Raw genomic sequence first — 13,184 nt, forward strand, 5'->3', positions numbered from 1 at the left:
GGGAGCGGGCAAGCCCGCGAAAGGGCCAGCAGCCTTACGACCAACGCCCCAGGTAAATCTGCTGCTCACGCCAGGCCTCGTCCTGCACCACCGCCCTGAACCGCACCACCGCCCCCGGCATGCACTGCGCCAGTTGCGCCAGCGCCAGCGGCGTCAGCGCGCCCAGCCGCGGGTACCCACCAATGGTCTGCCGGTCATTGAGCAACACGATCGGCTGGCCATCCGGCGGCACCTGCACCGCCCCCAGCGGGATCCCTTCGGAGATCATCGGCGCCCCTTGGTAGACCAGCTGCGGGCCCAACAACCGGATGCCCATGCGGTCAGCCCGGCTATCCAGTGTCCACTCCCGGTTGAATGCCTCGAACAGGCTGGTACCGCTGAATTCGCCGATCTGTGCGCCTATCACCAGATCGAGCACCGGCTTTTTGGCAAACTGCGGGCACAACGCTTGCGGCACTTCGCGCAGGGGTGCATTGCTACCGGTAAAAGCCAATGCCTGGTGTTTAGCCAGCGCAGCACCCTGACCATCGATGCCACCCAAGGCTTCACGTACCACGGTGGCACAACTGCCCAGCACATCCTTGCCCTGAAACCCTCCCGGTGCCGCCAGATACGCCCGCACACCCCGTTTTGGCTGCTTCAGGGTCAAGCGCTGCCCCTTGGCCAGGGCAAAACTGCGCCATGGCACCAGGGGCTGACCATCGACACACGCATCCAGGTCGGCACCGGCCAGGGCCAGCACGCAATCCTGTTCGGCCACTACGCAAAAACCACCCAGCGCCACCTCGACCACCGGCGCCCCCAACGGGTTGCCCAGCAGCCAGTTGGCCCAGTGCATCGCCACCCAGTCCAGCGCCCCGCCCTGGGTCACGCCCAAATGACGCACGCCAAAGCGCCCGGCATCCTGTAACTGGCACAACGGCGTACTGGCCTCGATCCTCAACAGCTTCATCCCTGCGCCTCCACATCACCACCCATGGTCAGGAACTCACTGCGCGAAACCGGCACGAAGCGCACCCGGTCACCGGGTTGCAAGAGGCTGTAACCCTCACGCTCACGGTCGAACAAACGCACCGGGGTGCGCCCAATCAGGTTCCAGCCACCCGGCGATACTGCCGGATACGCTGCCGTCTGGCGTTCGGCAATGCCCACGCTGCCCGCCGCCACGCGCTTGCGCGGGGTACTCAGACGAGGGCTGGCCAGGCGCTCGTCGACCAGGCCCATGAAGCCGAAACCGGGTGCGAAGCCCAGGGCAAACACCGGGTAAACACGTTCGCAGTGCAAGCGAACAATCTCGGCTTCACTCAAGCCGCTGCGGGCCGCCAGCACAGGCAGCTCAGGGCCGACACTGGCGTCGTACCACACCGGGATCTCGTGTCGGCGGCCGCCATTGCCGGTGTCAGGCTGCAAGCCGTCCAGCGCCTGAGCGATTCGCGCCCTCGCCTCGCCCGGCGGCAGGGCCGACTGCACCATCAGCGTGGTGTAGGACGGCACCAGGTCCAGCAGGTGCTCGCCGAACGCCGCGCTCAAGCGCCGGCTGGCGGCGAGCATCCATGGCATGTTGGCCTCATCGATACGGTCGAACAGGCGTACCATCAGGCTGTCGATGGCGACCACTTCGATTCGGGGCTTCATCACGCCTCCAGCCCATCGAGGGCCTGGCGAATCTGCCGCACCGCCGCCACCGAACTCTCGTTGTCGCCATGCACGCAGAGGGTGCGGGCGGCGAGCTGCAAGGCACTGCCATCGTCAGCCACCAGCGTTTCGCCTCGGGCCAGACGCACAGCCTGCTCCACCACCCGCGCCGGGTCGTGATGCACCGCGCCCGGCAGGCGCCGCGACAGCAGATGGCCGCTGGCGGTGTATGCGCGGTCTGCGAACGCCTCGAACCACAGCTGCACGCCCATTTCATCACCCAGTGCCTGGGCGGCTCGGTTGTCGGCGGTGGCCATCAGCATCAACGGCAGGTGGCTGTCATAGGCCGCTACGGCCTCCAGTACGGTACGCAGCTTGAACGGGTCGGCCATCATGTCGTTGTACAGCGCCCCATGGGGCTTCACATAGGCCACACGGCCACCCAGCACTTTGCAGATGCCATCCAGCGCACCGATCTGGTAATGCAGCAGGTCGCGGATTTCTTCCGGGCTGCAGGCCATGGAACGGCGGCCAAAGCCGACCAGGTCCGGGTAGGCCGGATGAGCGCCGATAGTCACCCCGTGCTCCAACGCCAACGCCACGGTGCGACGCATGATACCGGGGTCACCGGCATGGTAACCGCAGGCGATGTTGGCGCAATCGATGTAAGGCATGACTTCGGCATCCAGGCCCATGCGCCAGCTGCCGAAACTCTCGCCCATGTCGCAATTGAGTAGCAGGCGTTCCACCACGCGGTCTCCCTTGTCGTTGTGCATATACCTACCTTACCGCGCCTGCAGGTGTTTGCCGCGGGTTTCTGGCAGGCTCAGCGCCGCCAAGATCACAATGCCGTAGGACACAGCAGAGAACACACCGATACCCAGGCCCAGCGGAACATTCTGGCCGAGCATGCCGATCATCAACGGGAACAGCGCGGCGATGACCTTGCCGATGTTGTAGCAGAAGCCTTGCCCCGAACCCCGAATGCGCGTGGGGAACAGTTCGGTCAGAAATGCCCCCATGCCGCTGAAGATACCCGAGGCGAAGAAGCCCAACGGGAGGCCCAGCCACAGCATCACACCATCGCTGACCGGCATCTGCGTGTACAACAGCACAATGACGAAAGAGCCCACGGCGAACAGGATGAAGTTCTTCTTGCGCCCCAGCAGGTCGGACAGATAAGCGCTGACCACATAGCCCACGTACGAGCCGAGGATCACCATGGCCAGATAGCCACCCGTGCCCAGCACACTCAGGCCGCGTTCGTTCTTCAGGAAGGTTGGCAGCCACGAGGTGATGGCGTAGTAACCGCCGAGCGCGCCGGTGGTCAGCAGGGATGCCCGCACGGTGGTCCAGAGCATGCCCGGGGCGAAGATTTCGTAGAAGCGCGAAGGTGCCTCGGCGTTTTCCACTGCCTTGGCCTTGCGATATACCTCAGGGTCCTTGACCAGGCGGCGAACGAAGATCACGAAGATTGCCGGTACCAGCCCCAGCAGGAACAACGCACGCCAGGCCTGCTCTGCCGGCAGCCAAGAGAACAGCAGCGCATAGAGGATGGCTGTGAGGCCCCAGCCGATTGCCCAGCCGGACTGCACCATGCCCACCGCCTTGCCGCGGTCCTGGGCGCGGATCACCTCGCCGATCAACACCGCACCGGCGGTCCACTCGCCACCGAAGCCAAAGCCCATCAGGGTTCGGGCAATCAGCAGTTGCTCGTAGTTCTGAGCGAAGCCACACAGGAAAGTGAAGAAGGCGAACCACAATACCGTCAGTTGCAGGGTACGCACCCGGCCGATGCGGTCGGAGAGGATACCGGCCACCCAGCCTCCTGCAGCGGAGGCGATCAGCGTGCTGGTGTGGATCAAGCCGGCTTCGGTGGTGGTGAGCCCCCACAGCATGATCAGCGTAGGGATGACGAAGCTGAGCATCTGCGTGTCCATGCCGTCCAGGCCATAGCCGATCTTGCAGCTCCAGAAGGTACGTCGTTGCTGTTTGTCGATGTCGCGGTACCAGGCGAAAGGCCCGGACGAAGGGAAGGAACTGACCTGCTGCTGCGCGCCGGTGGGGTTCATGGATGCCTCGGCTTGTTGGTATTGTTTTATGGGCGACATAAAGCGTCGCGGCCTGGGCGCCATTGTTCAGAGGCCGCCTCGCCTTCGTCCAACGAAAAAAACCGCCGGTCTGGAACAAGAAAAACTGATCATGAACCTTCGCTTCCTCGAAACCTTCGTCTGGGTCGCCCGGCTCAAGAGCTTCCGCCTGACCGCAGAAAAGCTGTTCACCACCCAGGCTTCGGTATCCAGCCGTATTGCCGCACTGGAGGCTGACCTGGGCGTTAAGCTACTGCTGCGCGACTCCCGCGGGGTCAGCCTGACCCCGGAGGGCGGCAAGGTGCTGGAATACGCCGAACGCATGCTGGAAACCGCCAAGGCCATGAAGCAGTCGCTGGACAGCGACCGGGCCAAGGTCGGACGCATTCGCATCGGGGTGATGGACACTGTGATCCACACCTGGATGAGCGCACTGGTGGCGGAGTTGAGCGAGCGCTACCCGCAGGTGGAAATCGAACTGGTGGCCGACACCGCGCTGAACTTGCGCGAGCAGTTGCAGAAGGGTTTTCTTGACGTGATTTTGCAGACCGACTTGCTGCGCGAGCAATCGATCCGCAGTATCGACCTGGCGCGCTACCCAATGGGCTGGGTGGTGGCCGCAGGCGCCCACCAGCACAGGGACTATGCGTCGCTGGCCGAACTTGGGCGCGAGCGCATCATCACCTTCTCGAAGAATTCACGGCCGCACCAGGAGGTGCTGAGCTTGCTGCAGGCTGCGGGGGCAGAGGCGCCGCGGTTGAATTGCGTGAACTCGGTGGCGGCGATTACCCGGCTGTTGCGCGACGGTTTTGGCATTGGCGCGCTACCGCCGGCGCTGGTGGATGCCGAGTTGGGCCGGGGCGAGCTGGTGCTGCTGGAAGGGTTGCAGCCGCCGCCGAGCCTGGAGCTGGTGGTGGCGTGGCAGACCGGGGTGGTGCTGGTAGATGAGGTGGTTGGGGTTTGCCGGCAGGTGCTGGAGCGGTATGCGCGGGATGTGGGTGGGCAGCGGATCGTGCTGGTCTGAACGACGGTCTCTGCCTGTACCGGCCCTTTCGCGGGCTCGCCCGCTCCCACAGGAGTCATCACAGGCCTGGCGGGCCAGGTTGTACCTGTGGGAGCGGGCAAGCCCGCGAAAGGGCCGGTACAGGTACAGCAGAACTTAGCGCCAGCTCTCTTTCACCACCCTGCGCCGCCCGCCCAGGATCAGCCAGCCAATCCCCAACAACAGGCTTTCGACCACAAAGGCCAGCACAAAACCGGCACCCACACCCCAGCCAATCGCCTCGGGCACCAGCAGAATCTGGTAGCTGTAGCCATTGAGGGTTTCTTCGCGCAACTGCGGGTCGGCCTGCACCAGCACATGCCAGGTACGCTCGGCCCATGACCCTTGCAGCACCTGCCATTCGTTTTCCAGCAGTTCGTTGCGGATCATCAGGCTTTCGATGCTGTTGGCGTCACTGTTGAACACCGGATCGTCGCTGCTGCGGTAGTGCTGCAGCAGCGCCTGCAAGTCGCCCTTGAAAAAGCGCTCGGCCGTTTGCCGGAACCCATCGAGCGCCTCGCGCGATTCGAACAGGTGCGCCTCGACCCGCTGGCTATAGTCCTTGACCAGCCCCGGGACCTGGATACCGGCCAGCAGGCCGAAGGTGAACAACAGCAATCGCAGGTAACTTCTGAACATGCAGCGTCCTTAGCTCTGGCCGTGCGCCACGCACTCGCCGTGCCGCCACAGGGCCCACTGACCCGGCGCGTAGCGGTGCCAGGTCTCGTTCTCGGTCAAGGCCTCGGTGGCAATCACCGTGACCACGTCGTTGGGGGTGGTTTCGGTATGAAAATCGACGATCAGGTCGACATCCTTCAACCGTGCGGCACCAAATGGCGCTCGGCGGGTAATGTGCACCAGCTTGGTCGAGCAAAAACAGAACAGCCAGTCGCCATCGCTGAGCATGCAGTTGAATACGCCCTGACCACGGTAGCCGGCACAGGCTTCGACCAGCACTGGCAGTAGCTGTTCCACCGGCACCGGTTCGGGGAAGGCGCTGCGGATGCGGTTGAGCAGGTCGCAGAAGGCCGCTTCGCTATCGGTGTCGCCCACTGGCCGGTAGAAACTGGCCAGGCCCTTGAAGTCACCCAATTGGCCGTTGTGCGCGAAGCACCAGTTGCGGCCCCACATTTCCCGCACGAACGGGTGGGTATTGGACAGGCACACCCTGCCGACGTTGGCCTGACGGATATGACCGATCACCACTTCGCTTTTGATCGGGTAGCGCTGCACGAGGTTGGCCACTTCCGACTCGCTGCTCGCTGCCGGGTCCTGGAACAGGCGCAGACCACGACCTTCGTAAAAGCCTATACCCCAGCCGTCACGGTGCGGGCCGGTACGCCCGCCCCGCTGCATCAGGCCGGTGAAGCTGAAAACGATGTCGGTAGGGACATTGGCACTCATGCCCAGCAGTTCGCACACAGGCGTGTCTCCGTTTACAGACGAGGCTCGACCCGGCCTGCGCCACGCGCTGCGGCTGGCGGCAAGTCGTCACGGTACCGGTCGCTGCGCTCGGCAGCCAGCGGCGCCTGGGCGCCGAGCTGATCATCCTCGGCCAGCTGACGCCTGGCGGCGGCATCGGTCTGTTCACGGCGCGTGCGCGCGCGTTTTTCCAGCGGCCAGCGAAGCAGCACGAAGAGGAAGTACAGGGCAAAGGCGATCATGCCGTACATGGCGAAATCCGACACAGCGCGCCAGGCGTTATTGCCGACCTTGAAGGCAACATCCAGTGCGGTGATGGCGATTGCAGGGGCGAAACTGTCCTTGACCGGGTCGACGATGGTCGGGGTCAGCAGCAGCACCGCCAGCACCACCCGTAGCGGTTCGCGCAGCCAGCGCCACATCCAGCCGGTGAGCTTGAAGCCCACCAGCAGGCACCCTAAGGCGGCCACTGCGTAAAGGCCCCAGGCGAAGGTGTAGTCGTTCTCGGTCATGGTGTTCGTGCAAGCCAGGCAAAGAGATGCCTATGATAAACACTTTTCCGGGCGCAGACAGTGTTTGCCTGTGCCGGCGTCTTCGCGGGCAAACCCGCTCCTACCTCGGTGCGATCCCTGTAGGAGCGGGTTTACCCGCGAAGAGGCCGGCACAGGCAACTCCAATCAAGAGACCTTCAATGCCAACCAAGCCCCAACCCCCGATTGCCCAAGCCGACCAGGCCACCGACCCGTATGCCTGGCTGCAAAAGCGCGACACCCCCGAGGTACTCGCTTACCTGCACGCTGAAAACGCCTACCAGGAAGCCTGCCTGGCCGACCAGGCACCGTTGCGTGAGCAACTGTTCGAAGAGATCAAAGGCCGCATCCTGGAGACCGACCTGTCATTGCCGGCGCCCTGGGGCCCCTACCTGTACTACACCCGTACCACCGCCGGCGACGAATACCCGCGTCACTACCGCTGCCCACGCCCCGCCGACGACTCGAACACCGTCGATGAAAACCAGGAGCAGCTGCTGCTCGACCCCAACGTCCTGGCCAACGGCGGTTTCCTTTCCCTCGGCGCGTTCAGCGTCAGCCCCGACCACCGCCTGCTGGCCTACAGCCTCGACACCAGCGGCGACGAAATCCATACCCTGTACATCAAAGACCTGGCCAGTGACCGTGTCACTACCCTGCCCTTCGACGACTGCGACGGTAGCCTGACCTGGGCCAACGACAGCCAGACGTTATTCTTCGCTGAGCTGGACGACACCCACCGCCCATGGCGCCTGCGTCGCCACACCTTGGGTACCAACGCCGCGCAAACCGTGTTCGAAGAGCCGGACGGGCGTTTCTTCCTGCACTGCTACCGCACCAGTTCCGAGCGCCAGCTGGTGCTGCTGCTGAACAGCAAGACCACCAGTGAGGCCTGGGTACTGGACGCCGAAACCCCGCAGGCGCCGTTCACCTGCCTGGCGCCGCGCGTCGAAGGCCACGAATACTTCCCCGACCATGGCCAGCTCGACGGCGAGTGGCGCTGGTTCATCCGCACCAACCAGGATGGCATCAATTTCGCCCTGTACCACGCGCCAGTCGCGCCAGTACCTAGCCGCGAACAGTGGCAGGTGCTGGTGGCGCACCGCGACACGGTCATGCTCGAAGGCCTCAGCCTGAATAGCGGTGCCCTGACCCTGAGCCTGCGCGAAGGCGGCCTGCCAATCATCGAAGTACGCCCGCAGGGTTTGCCGGCCTACCGCGTCGAGCTGCCAGATGCCGCCTACAGCCTGTACGTGCAGGACAGCCTTGAGTTTGCCAGCACTCGCATACGCTTGCGCTACGAAGCGCTCAACCGCCCGGCCCAGGTGCGCCAACTGGCGTTGTCCACGGGCGCCCAGGTGGTGCTGAAACAAACCCCCGTGCTCGGTGCATTCGATGCCGATGACTATGTCAGTGAGCGCCTGTGGGCAACCGCGGCGGACGGCACCCAGGTGCCAATCAGCCTGGTACGCCGCCGCCAGGACCTGGGCAAGACCGTGCCACTGTACCTTTACGGTTATGGCGCCTATGGCGAAAGCCTCGACCCCTGGTTCTCGCATGCGCGCCTGAGCCTGCTGGAACGTGGCGTGGCCTTTGCCATCGCCCATGTGCGGGGTGGCGGTGAACTGGGGGAGGCCTGGTACCGCGCCGGCAAGCAGGAGCACAAGCACAACACCTTCAGCGACTTCATCGCCTGCGCCGAGCACCTGATCAGCCAAGGCGTGACTGCCGCCGATCGCCTGGCCATCAGTGGTGGCAGCGCCGGCGGCCTGCTGATCGGCACGGTGCTCAACCTGCGCCCGGAATTGTTCCGCTGCGCCATTGCCGAAGTGCCATTCGTCGACGTGCTCAACACCATGCTCGACCCGGAGCTGCCGCTAACCGTGACCGAGTACGACGAATGGGGCAACCCTGAGGAGCCGGAGGTGTATGAACGGATCAAGGCTTATGCGCCGTACGAGAACCTGAAAGCGCAGGCCTACCCGGCGATGCTGGTGGTGGCGGGCTACAACGACAGCCGCGTGCAGTATTGGGAAGCCGCCAAATGGGTGGCGAGGTTGCGCACGCTCAAGACCGACAGCAACCTGCTGCTGCTCAAGACCGAGATGGGGGCTGGGCACGGTGGGATGAGCGGGCGGTACCAAGGGTTGAAGGATGTGGCGCTGGAGTATGCGTTCGTGTTTGGCGAGCTAGGTATTGCCTAAACCCAGGTTTGAGCACCCGCGCGATCACTGTGGGAGCGGGCAAGCCCGCAAAAAATTCAATGCAGTGCCCTGGCACCGGCTGCGCCGGTGTTCGCGGGCAAGCCCGCTCCCACAGCGATCGCGCCAGCTTTTAGAAGTTGAGCAAGACAGTTGCTCACACATGATGGCGGCGCAGAGTGCTCATGCTCAATCATCCTGCGCCGGCGGCTTCGGCGGCTCCGGCCGCAACCCGGGCAATGGCTGGTCCTTCGGCGGGCCGGGCACTGGCATCGGCGGCAACAACGGCGCCCCCGGCTGACTGTCATAAGCCTTGGGCGGTGTACTCGGGGTTATCTGCGGGTATGGCGTGGGCGTGGGCGTACCCGGTGCACCAGGCACTGGCGTATTGAGTCGAGGTGGCGTGCTGGCAGCTTCTGCCAGAGGCAGGCCAGCCATCAACAGCGCGGCGAGGATCGCGTGAAACATCAGCAACCTCCTGTCGGGAACCTTGCTACAGGCTACGCCTAAATCAACGCTTTCGCCTGTCCGCCTGACCTGCAAGCGCGCTAGACTCAATGGCATAACCGTCACCTGCCTGATCAGAACAAAGGAAACACCATGAGCTCCACCTCTTCTGCCGCCGCTACCGCGCGCCTCGACCGCATCCTGGCCGATGCCAAGCGCGACAAGGAAATGGGCTACCGCGACAAGGCCCTGAGAATGTACCCGCACGTGTGCGGCCGCTGCGCCCGCGAGTTCGCCGGCAAGCGCCTGAGCGAACTGACCGTGCATCACCGTGACCACAACCACGACAACAATCCTCAGGACGGTTCCAACTGGGAGCTGCTGTGCCTGTACTGCCACGACAACGAGCACTCGCGCTACACCGACCAGCAGTACTTCAGCGAAGGCTCCACCAGCACCCCGAGCATTGCCAAGGCCACGCACAACCCGTTTGCCGGGCTGGCGGGCATGCTGAAGAAAGACTGACCATCGATTCGCCCCCCGCTGCTACCGGGCAGCCCGTATAATCGCGCTTTTTTTCGCGAAGGGCCCCGGTACGTGGCAAACAAACGATACAGCTGCATCGGCCTGTTCAACCCCAAGTCGGCAGAAAACGTCGGCTCTGTGATGCGCGCCGCGGGCTGCTATGGCGTCAATTCGGTGTTCTACACGGGCAAACGCTATGAGCGCGCGCGTGACTTCGTCACCGACACCAAACGTGTGCACTACGACATCCCGCTGATCGGCATCGACGACCTGCAGCGCATTATCCCGCTGGGCTGCACGCCCGTGGCGGTGGAACTGGTGGAGGGCGCACGGCCATTGCCGGACTACACCCATCCAGACCGTGCCATTTACATCTTCGGGCCAGAGGATGGCTCGTTGAGCGAAGAGGTGAGGGGATGGTGTGAAGAGACAATCTACATACCAACCGAGGGCTGCATGAACCTGGCGGCGACGGTGAATGTGGTGCTGTACGACCGATTGGCCAAGGGGCTGAATACCCGCTCGGGACCCAAGTTCAAATAAAAAGGCCGCCACTGCGGCAGCAGGACAGGCCTGCCAACACAGGACGGCCAGGTGCTGAGCTCCGTCAGAACAGCACCGAAACCGGGCGGAACATTGCCTCGACAAACCATGGGTTGTCGCGATCAACGTTGCCGACGATGGTCGGCTGCGCGCTCCCCTTCCTCGGTTTCGCCCCGTGAACAATGCTGAGTTTCTGCTCGGCGGTGTATTCCAGGTACGACTTTACACACCTGAAATGCGACTTGCTGAAGATGTCGCCTTGCCGATTGCCAGGGGCCAGGGAGGCCTAGTGCAGCACCTTGCTCTGCAGCACATCGGAACGCCGTCCCAGCACGTTCTCGCTGATCTGGACGAAGTCTTCGGTACTGACGCTGGGCAGGCGCATCAGCCCACGCACCACATCGTCCAACGAACGCCTGGCCTGGGTGTGAATGCGGATTTCCTTGTCCAGCGCCTGCAACAGCATCACGCCACGGGCCACCTGCGCCGGACTGGCGCGCTCACCCTTGAGCCGGTTGACCTTGGCGCCCTGCTTGCTCAGGCGCGCCTGCCAGACCTGATAGCGGTCGTCACTCATCCCGCCCGAGCGGCGCAGCAACTCGTTGGCGTAATAATCGGTCAGGCTCTCTACCAGCCAATCACTACCGTCACGCCCGTGAACCTGCGCGAACAGTTGCACCAGTTCGCGCAGCAACGGGCTACTGCCGTTCTCGCTGACCATGGGCCGGGCACTGTGCAGGTACAACGAGCCCTGTGCAGCCATAGCCCCTCGCCACATGCCGTCACGCGCCCCGACCAAGAGCAGCTTGGGCGGGTTGCGCGGGAACACAGCCTGTAGTTGTGGCCAGACGAATGTGAGCAAGGTCAGGCTGTCCATGCGTCGCATGCCCTGCCCCACCGGCGCGGCCACGGTCACTTCGGTTTCGCCCAGGCGAGCGCGGCGGCTGCCCAGGTCGCCGGCAAGCATCCAGCCGGTCGGGCGATCGAACAGGCGTGACACGTTGTCGATGCGAAACTTCTCCTTGCCGATGCGCGGCCAGGACGTTTCGATGCTCTTCCAGCCCTCGGGCAGGTCGAAAGCCAGGCGCGCCACCAGCTCGGTACCGTCCTGTTGGTCGAGGTGCGCAGGAGGTATCAGCTGGTCGCCGAGGAACAGTGCCCAGTGCGGGGTGATGCGTGATGAATAGGCGCCGCTGGCAAGCTTCTGGTCCAGCTGCACGCGGTAGCTGAGGCTGGTCTTGCCGGCCGCTGGTTGCCATACACCACGCTGGCCCTTCAGCTGCCATTGCCCATCAGCCTGGAAGCCGCTGTAAACCCCAGCCTTGCTCAGGTCGAAGTCCAGGCTGCGCACCACACTGCCTTCGGCCAATGTAACGCGCACTTCAGCCTGGCCACTGGCAGGCAGCAGGCGCACCTGGTAGTCGAGGTCGACCTTTTTCGCCCAGGCCGGCGAACTGGCCATCAGGCCCAACAGCAACAACAGCTGGCAACGCATACAGAAACTCCTTGTTTCCCCGAGGCAGGCCGCGCCGGTCAGCTGGCGCGGAAGATCAGGTGGTCTTCCCAGTCGTCTTCGTGCACATCGTGTTCACTGAGCATACGCCCCGACTGGGAAATGCGCTGTTCATGGACCTGTTGGCGATCGCCACAGACCAGGTGATGCCAATCCGGCAAGTCCTTGCCCTCACTGACCAGACGGTAACCGCAGGTACTCGGCAGCCACTTGAACTGGTCGGCCTTGCCCGGGGTAAGCTGGATGCAGTCCGGCACTTGGGCAAAGCGGCTGGGGTAGTCGCTGCACTGGCACGTATCCAGGTCCAGCAACTTGCAGGCGATGCGGGTGTAATAGACGCTGTTGTCGTCTTCGTCCTCGAGCTTCTGCAGGCAGCACAGGCCGCAGCCATCGCACAGCGACTCCCACTCTTGCTGGTTGAGTTGTTCGAGGGTCTTGCGCCGCCAGAACGGCGCGTTTTCAGCGATCATCACACAGGGTTCCTGCCTTCATCTTGGGGGCCACGGCGCGCAGCGGCGCCAGTCTAGAGCCTGGCCTTCGGCAAAGCCAGACCGCTTGTCAGTCGCGACGGCACGCAGTAGCGTGCGCTTTTCCCGTCCGTTTGCAGGAGCCGCCATGAGCGCCACCCCCCGCATTGCCGATTACGCCATCAGCGAGCAGTTCATCAACCGCTGGTCGCCACGCGCCTTCACCGCCGAGCCGATCAGCGAAGAAACCCTGTTGAGCTTCCTCGAAGCCGCCCGCTGGGCACCTTCGGCCTATAACTCGCAGCCTTGGCGCTTCCTTTATGCCCGCCGCGACACGCCGAACTGGGAGCGTTACCTGAGCCTGCTGGTTCCCTTCAATCGCAGCTGGGCGCAACAGGCGTCGGCGCTGGTACTGGTCATTTCGAAGACTACCTTCGCGGCCCCGGGCGCTACGGAAGAAAAACCGGCGCTATGGCACACCTTCGACACGGGCTCTGCCTGGGGGCACCTGGCCCTGCAGGCCAGCATCAGCGGCTGGCATACCCATGGCATGGCCGGCTTCGATCAGGACCTGGCACGTCAGGAACTGAAGATTCCCGAGGGTTACGTACTGCACGCCATGGTGGCGATCGGCAAGCTGGGGGACAAGGCCAGCCTGGACGAAGCGCTGCAGGCGCGTGAAGTGCCGAGCCCGCGCAAACCGCTGAGCGAGCTGGCTGCTGAAGGCGATTTCAGCCTGTAAGGTTTGTGTTGGCAGTGCTGGCCTCTT

At 63.7% G+C, this 13,184-nt stretch carries 15 protein-coding genes; 5 read left to right on the forward strand and 10 right to left on the reverse strand.

Going from position 1 to position 13,184, the window contains the following annotated elements; all coding sequences use genetic code 11:
* Window positions 1-34: 34 nt before the first annotated feature.
* Genes J3A98_RS17350 through J3A98_RS17365 form a run of 4 tightly spaced genes read right to left on the reverse strand, consistent with a single transcriptional unit; the run spans window position 35 to window position 3,707 of the window.
* Entirely contained in the window at window positions 35-952 is a 918-nt protein-coding gene (locus J3A98_RS17350) for a biotin-dependent carboxyltransferase family protein (RefSeq protein WP_209967525.1), read from the reverse strand.
* Complete coding sequence (pxpB, locus tag J3A98_RS17355; RefSeq protein ID WP_209967528.1) at window positions 949-1,635, reverse strand: 5-oxoprolinase subunit PxpB; 687 nt, start codon at window positions 1,633-1,635, stop codon at window positions 949-951. The genes J3A98_RS17350 and pxpB overlap by 4 nt, the downstream gene beginning before the upstream one ends.
* Window positions 1,635-2,411: a 5-oxoprolinase subunit PxpA gene (locus J3A98_RS17360; RefSeq protein ID WP_209967530.1), complete on the reverse strand. Its 777-nt coding sequence runs from the start codon at window positions 2,409-2,411 to the stop codon at window positions 1,635-1,637. The genes pxpB and J3A98_RS17360 overlap by 1 nt, the downstream gene beginning before the upstream one ends.
* 9 nt (window positions 2,412-2,420) lie before the next feature.
* Window positions 2,421-3,707, reverse strand: coding sequence for an MFS transporter (locus tag J3A98_RS17365; RefSeq protein WP_209967533.1), 1,287 nt, complete (start codon window positions 3,705-3,707; stop codon window positions 2,421-2,423).
* A 130-nt stretch (window positions 3,708-3,837) separates the two neighbouring features.
* Here J3A98_RS17365 and J3A98_RS17370 point away from each other — a divergent pair, with 130 nt between their 5' ends.
* Complete coding sequence (locus J3A98_RS17370) at window positions 3,838-4,749, forward strand: LysR family transcriptional regulator (protein ID WP_209967534.1); 912 nt, start codon at window positions 3,838-3,840, stop codon at window positions 4,747-4,749.
* A 135-nt stretch (window positions 4,750-4,884) separates the two neighbouring features.
* On the opposite strand, the gene J3A98_RS17375 is transcribed toward J3A98_RS17370, so the two are convergent.
* From J3A98_RS17375 to J3A98_RS17385, 3 genes are read right to left on the reverse strand one after another with little or no spacing between them, the layout of a single operon-like run.
* Window positions 4,885-5,406: a DUF2937 family protein gene (locus J3A98_RS17375; RefSeq protein WP_003254669.1), complete on the reverse strand. Its 522-nt coding sequence runs from the start codon at window positions 5,404-5,406 to the stop codon at window positions 4,885-4,887.
* Between the two features lie 9 nt (window positions 5,407-5,415).
* Window positions 5,416-6,189 carry a class II glutamine amidotransferase gene (locus J3A98_RS17380; protein WP_003254671.1) on the reverse strand — a complete coding sequence of 258 codons (774 nt, stop codon included), beginning with the start codon at window positions 6,187-6,189 and terminating at the stop codon, window positions 5,416-5,418.
* Between the two features lie 14 nt (window positions 6,190-6,203).
* A complete protein-coding gene (locus J3A98_RS17385; RefSeq protein WP_209967536.1) occupies window positions 6,204-6,701 on the reverse strand; it encodes an MFS transporter in 498 nt (165 codons plus the stop codon).
* Window positions 6,702-6,880: 179 nt separating this feature from the next.
* Here J3A98_RS17385 and J3A98_RS17390 point away from each other — a divergent pair, with 179 nt between their 5' ends.
* Complete coding sequence (locus J3A98_RS17390) at window positions 6,881-8,923, forward strand: S9 family peptidase (RefSeq protein ID WP_209967538.1); 2,043 nt, start codon at window positions 6,881-6,883, stop codon at window positions 8,921-8,923.
* Between the two features lie 186 nt (window positions 8,924-9,109).
* Here the strand turns inward: J3A98_RS17390 and J3A98_RS17395 are convergent, their stop codons facing one another.
* Window positions 9,110-9,388 carry a hypothetical protein gene (locus tag J3A98_RS17395; protein ID WP_176685788.1) on the reverse strand — a complete coding sequence of 93 codons (279 nt, stop codon included), beginning with the start codon at window positions 9,386-9,388 and terminating at the stop codon, window positions 9,110-9,112.
* A gap of 132 nt (window positions 9,389-9,520) precedes the next feature.
* On the opposite strand from J3A98_RS17395, the gene J3A98_RS17400 reads away from it, so the two are divergent.
* The gene (locus tag J3A98_RS17400) at window positions 9,521-9,892 is read left to right on the forward strand and encodes a YajD family HNH nuclease (RefSeq protein WP_003254676.1); all 372 of its coding nucleotides are present in this window, start codon (window positions 9,521-9,523) and stop codon (window positions 9,890-9,892) included.
* A gap of 72 nt (window positions 9,893-9,964) precedes the next feature.
* Complete coding sequence (locus J3A98_RS17405) at window positions 9,965-10,435, forward strand: RNA methyltransferase (protein WP_003254677.1); 471 nt, start codon at window positions 9,965-9,967, stop codon at window positions 10,433-10,435.
* A 286-nt stretch (window positions 10,436-10,721) separates the two neighbouring features.
* Here the strand turns inward: J3A98_RS17405 and J3A98_RS17410 are convergent, their stop codons facing one another.
* Together J3A98_RS17410 and J3A98_RS17415 are read right to left on the reverse strand one after the other, a co-directional pair.
* Window positions 10,722-11,930, reverse strand: coding sequence for a hypothetical protein (locus J3A98_RS17410; RefSeq protein WP_176685787.1), 1,209 nt, complete (start codon window positions 11,928-11,930; stop codon window positions 10,722-10,724).
* 38 nt (window positions 11,931-11,968) lie between these two features.
* Window positions 11,969-12,418, reverse strand: a complete 450-nt coding sequence (locus J3A98_RS17415; RefSeq protein ID WP_176685786.1) for a YcgN family cysteine cluster protein — start codon at window positions 12,416-12,418, stop codon at window positions 11,969-11,971.
* 145 nt (window positions 12,419-12,563) lie between these two features.
* Between J3A98_RS17415 and J3A98_RS17420 the strand changes: the two genes are divergently transcribed.
* Window positions 12,564-13,157 (forward strand): nitroreductase family protein, encoded by a 594-nt coding sequence (locus tag J3A98_RS17420; RefSeq protein ID WP_209967541.1) that lies wholly within the window; start codon window positions 12,564-12,566, stop codon window positions 13,155-13,157.
* Window positions 13,158-13,184 lie beyond the last annotated feature (27 nt).

Origin of the sequence: Pseudomonas sp. BP6, assembly GCF_017875935.1 — a bacterium.
Lineage (GTDB): Bacteria > Pseudomonadota > Gammaproteobacteria > Pseudomonadales > Pseudomonadaceae > Aquipseudomonas > Aquipseudomonas putida_Y.

Bases quoted from the DNA above. Each gene is read 5' to 3' on its own strand.
- J3A98_RS17350 (WP_209967525.1), bottom strand. From the start codon at position 952: ATGAAGCTGTTGAGGATCGAGGCCAGTACGCCGTTGTGCCAGTTACAG.
- pxpB (WP_209967528.1), bottom strand. From the start codon at position 1,635: ATGAAGCCCCGAATCGAAGTGGTCGCCATCGACAGCCTGATGGTACGC.
- J3A98_RS17360 (WP_209967530.1), bottom strand. From the start codon at position 2,411: ATGCACAACGACAAGGGAGACCGCGTGGTGGAACGCCTGCTACTCAAT.
- J3A98_RS17365 (WP_209967533.1), bottom strand. From the start codon at position 3,707: ATGAACCCCACCGGCGCGCAGCAGCAGGTCAGTTCCTTCCCTTCGTCC.
- J3A98_RS17370 (WP_209967534.1), top strand. From the start codon at position 3,838: ATGAACCTTCGCTTCCTCGAAACCTTCGTCTGGGTCGCCCGGCTCAAG.
- J3A98_RS17375 (WP_003254669.1), bottom strand. From the start codon at position 5,406: ATGTTCAGAAGTTACCTGCGATTGCTGTTGTTCACCTTCGGCCTGCTG.
- J3A98_RS17385 (WP_209967536.1), bottom strand. From the start codon at position 6,701: ATGACCGAGAACGACTACACCTTCGCCTGGGGCCTTTACGCAGTGGCC.
- J3A98_RS17390 (WP_209967538.1), top strand. From the start codon at position 6,881: ATGCCAACCAAGCCCCAACCCCCGATTGCCCAAGCCGACCAGGCCACC.
- J3A98_RS17395 (WP_176685788.1), bottom strand. From the start codon at position 9,388: ATGTTTCACGCGATCCTCGCCGCGCTGTTGATGGCTGGCCTGCCTCTG.
- J3A98_RS17400 (WP_003254676.1), top strand. From the start codon at position 9,521: ATGAGCTCCACCTCTTCTGCCGCCGCTACCGCGCGCCTCGACCGCATC.
- J3A98_RS17410 (WP_176685787.1), bottom strand. From the start codon at position 11,930: ATGCGTTGCCAGCTGTTGTTGCTGTTGGGCCTGATGGCCAGTTCGCCG.
- J3A98_RS17415 (WP_176685786.1), bottom strand. From the start codon at position 12,418: ATGATCGCTGAAAACGCGCCGTTCTGGCGGCGCAAGACCCTCGAACAA.
- J3A98_RS17420 (WP_209967541.1), top strand. From the start codon at position 12,564: ATGAGCGCCACCCCCCGCATTGCCGATTACGCCATCAGCGAGCAGTTC.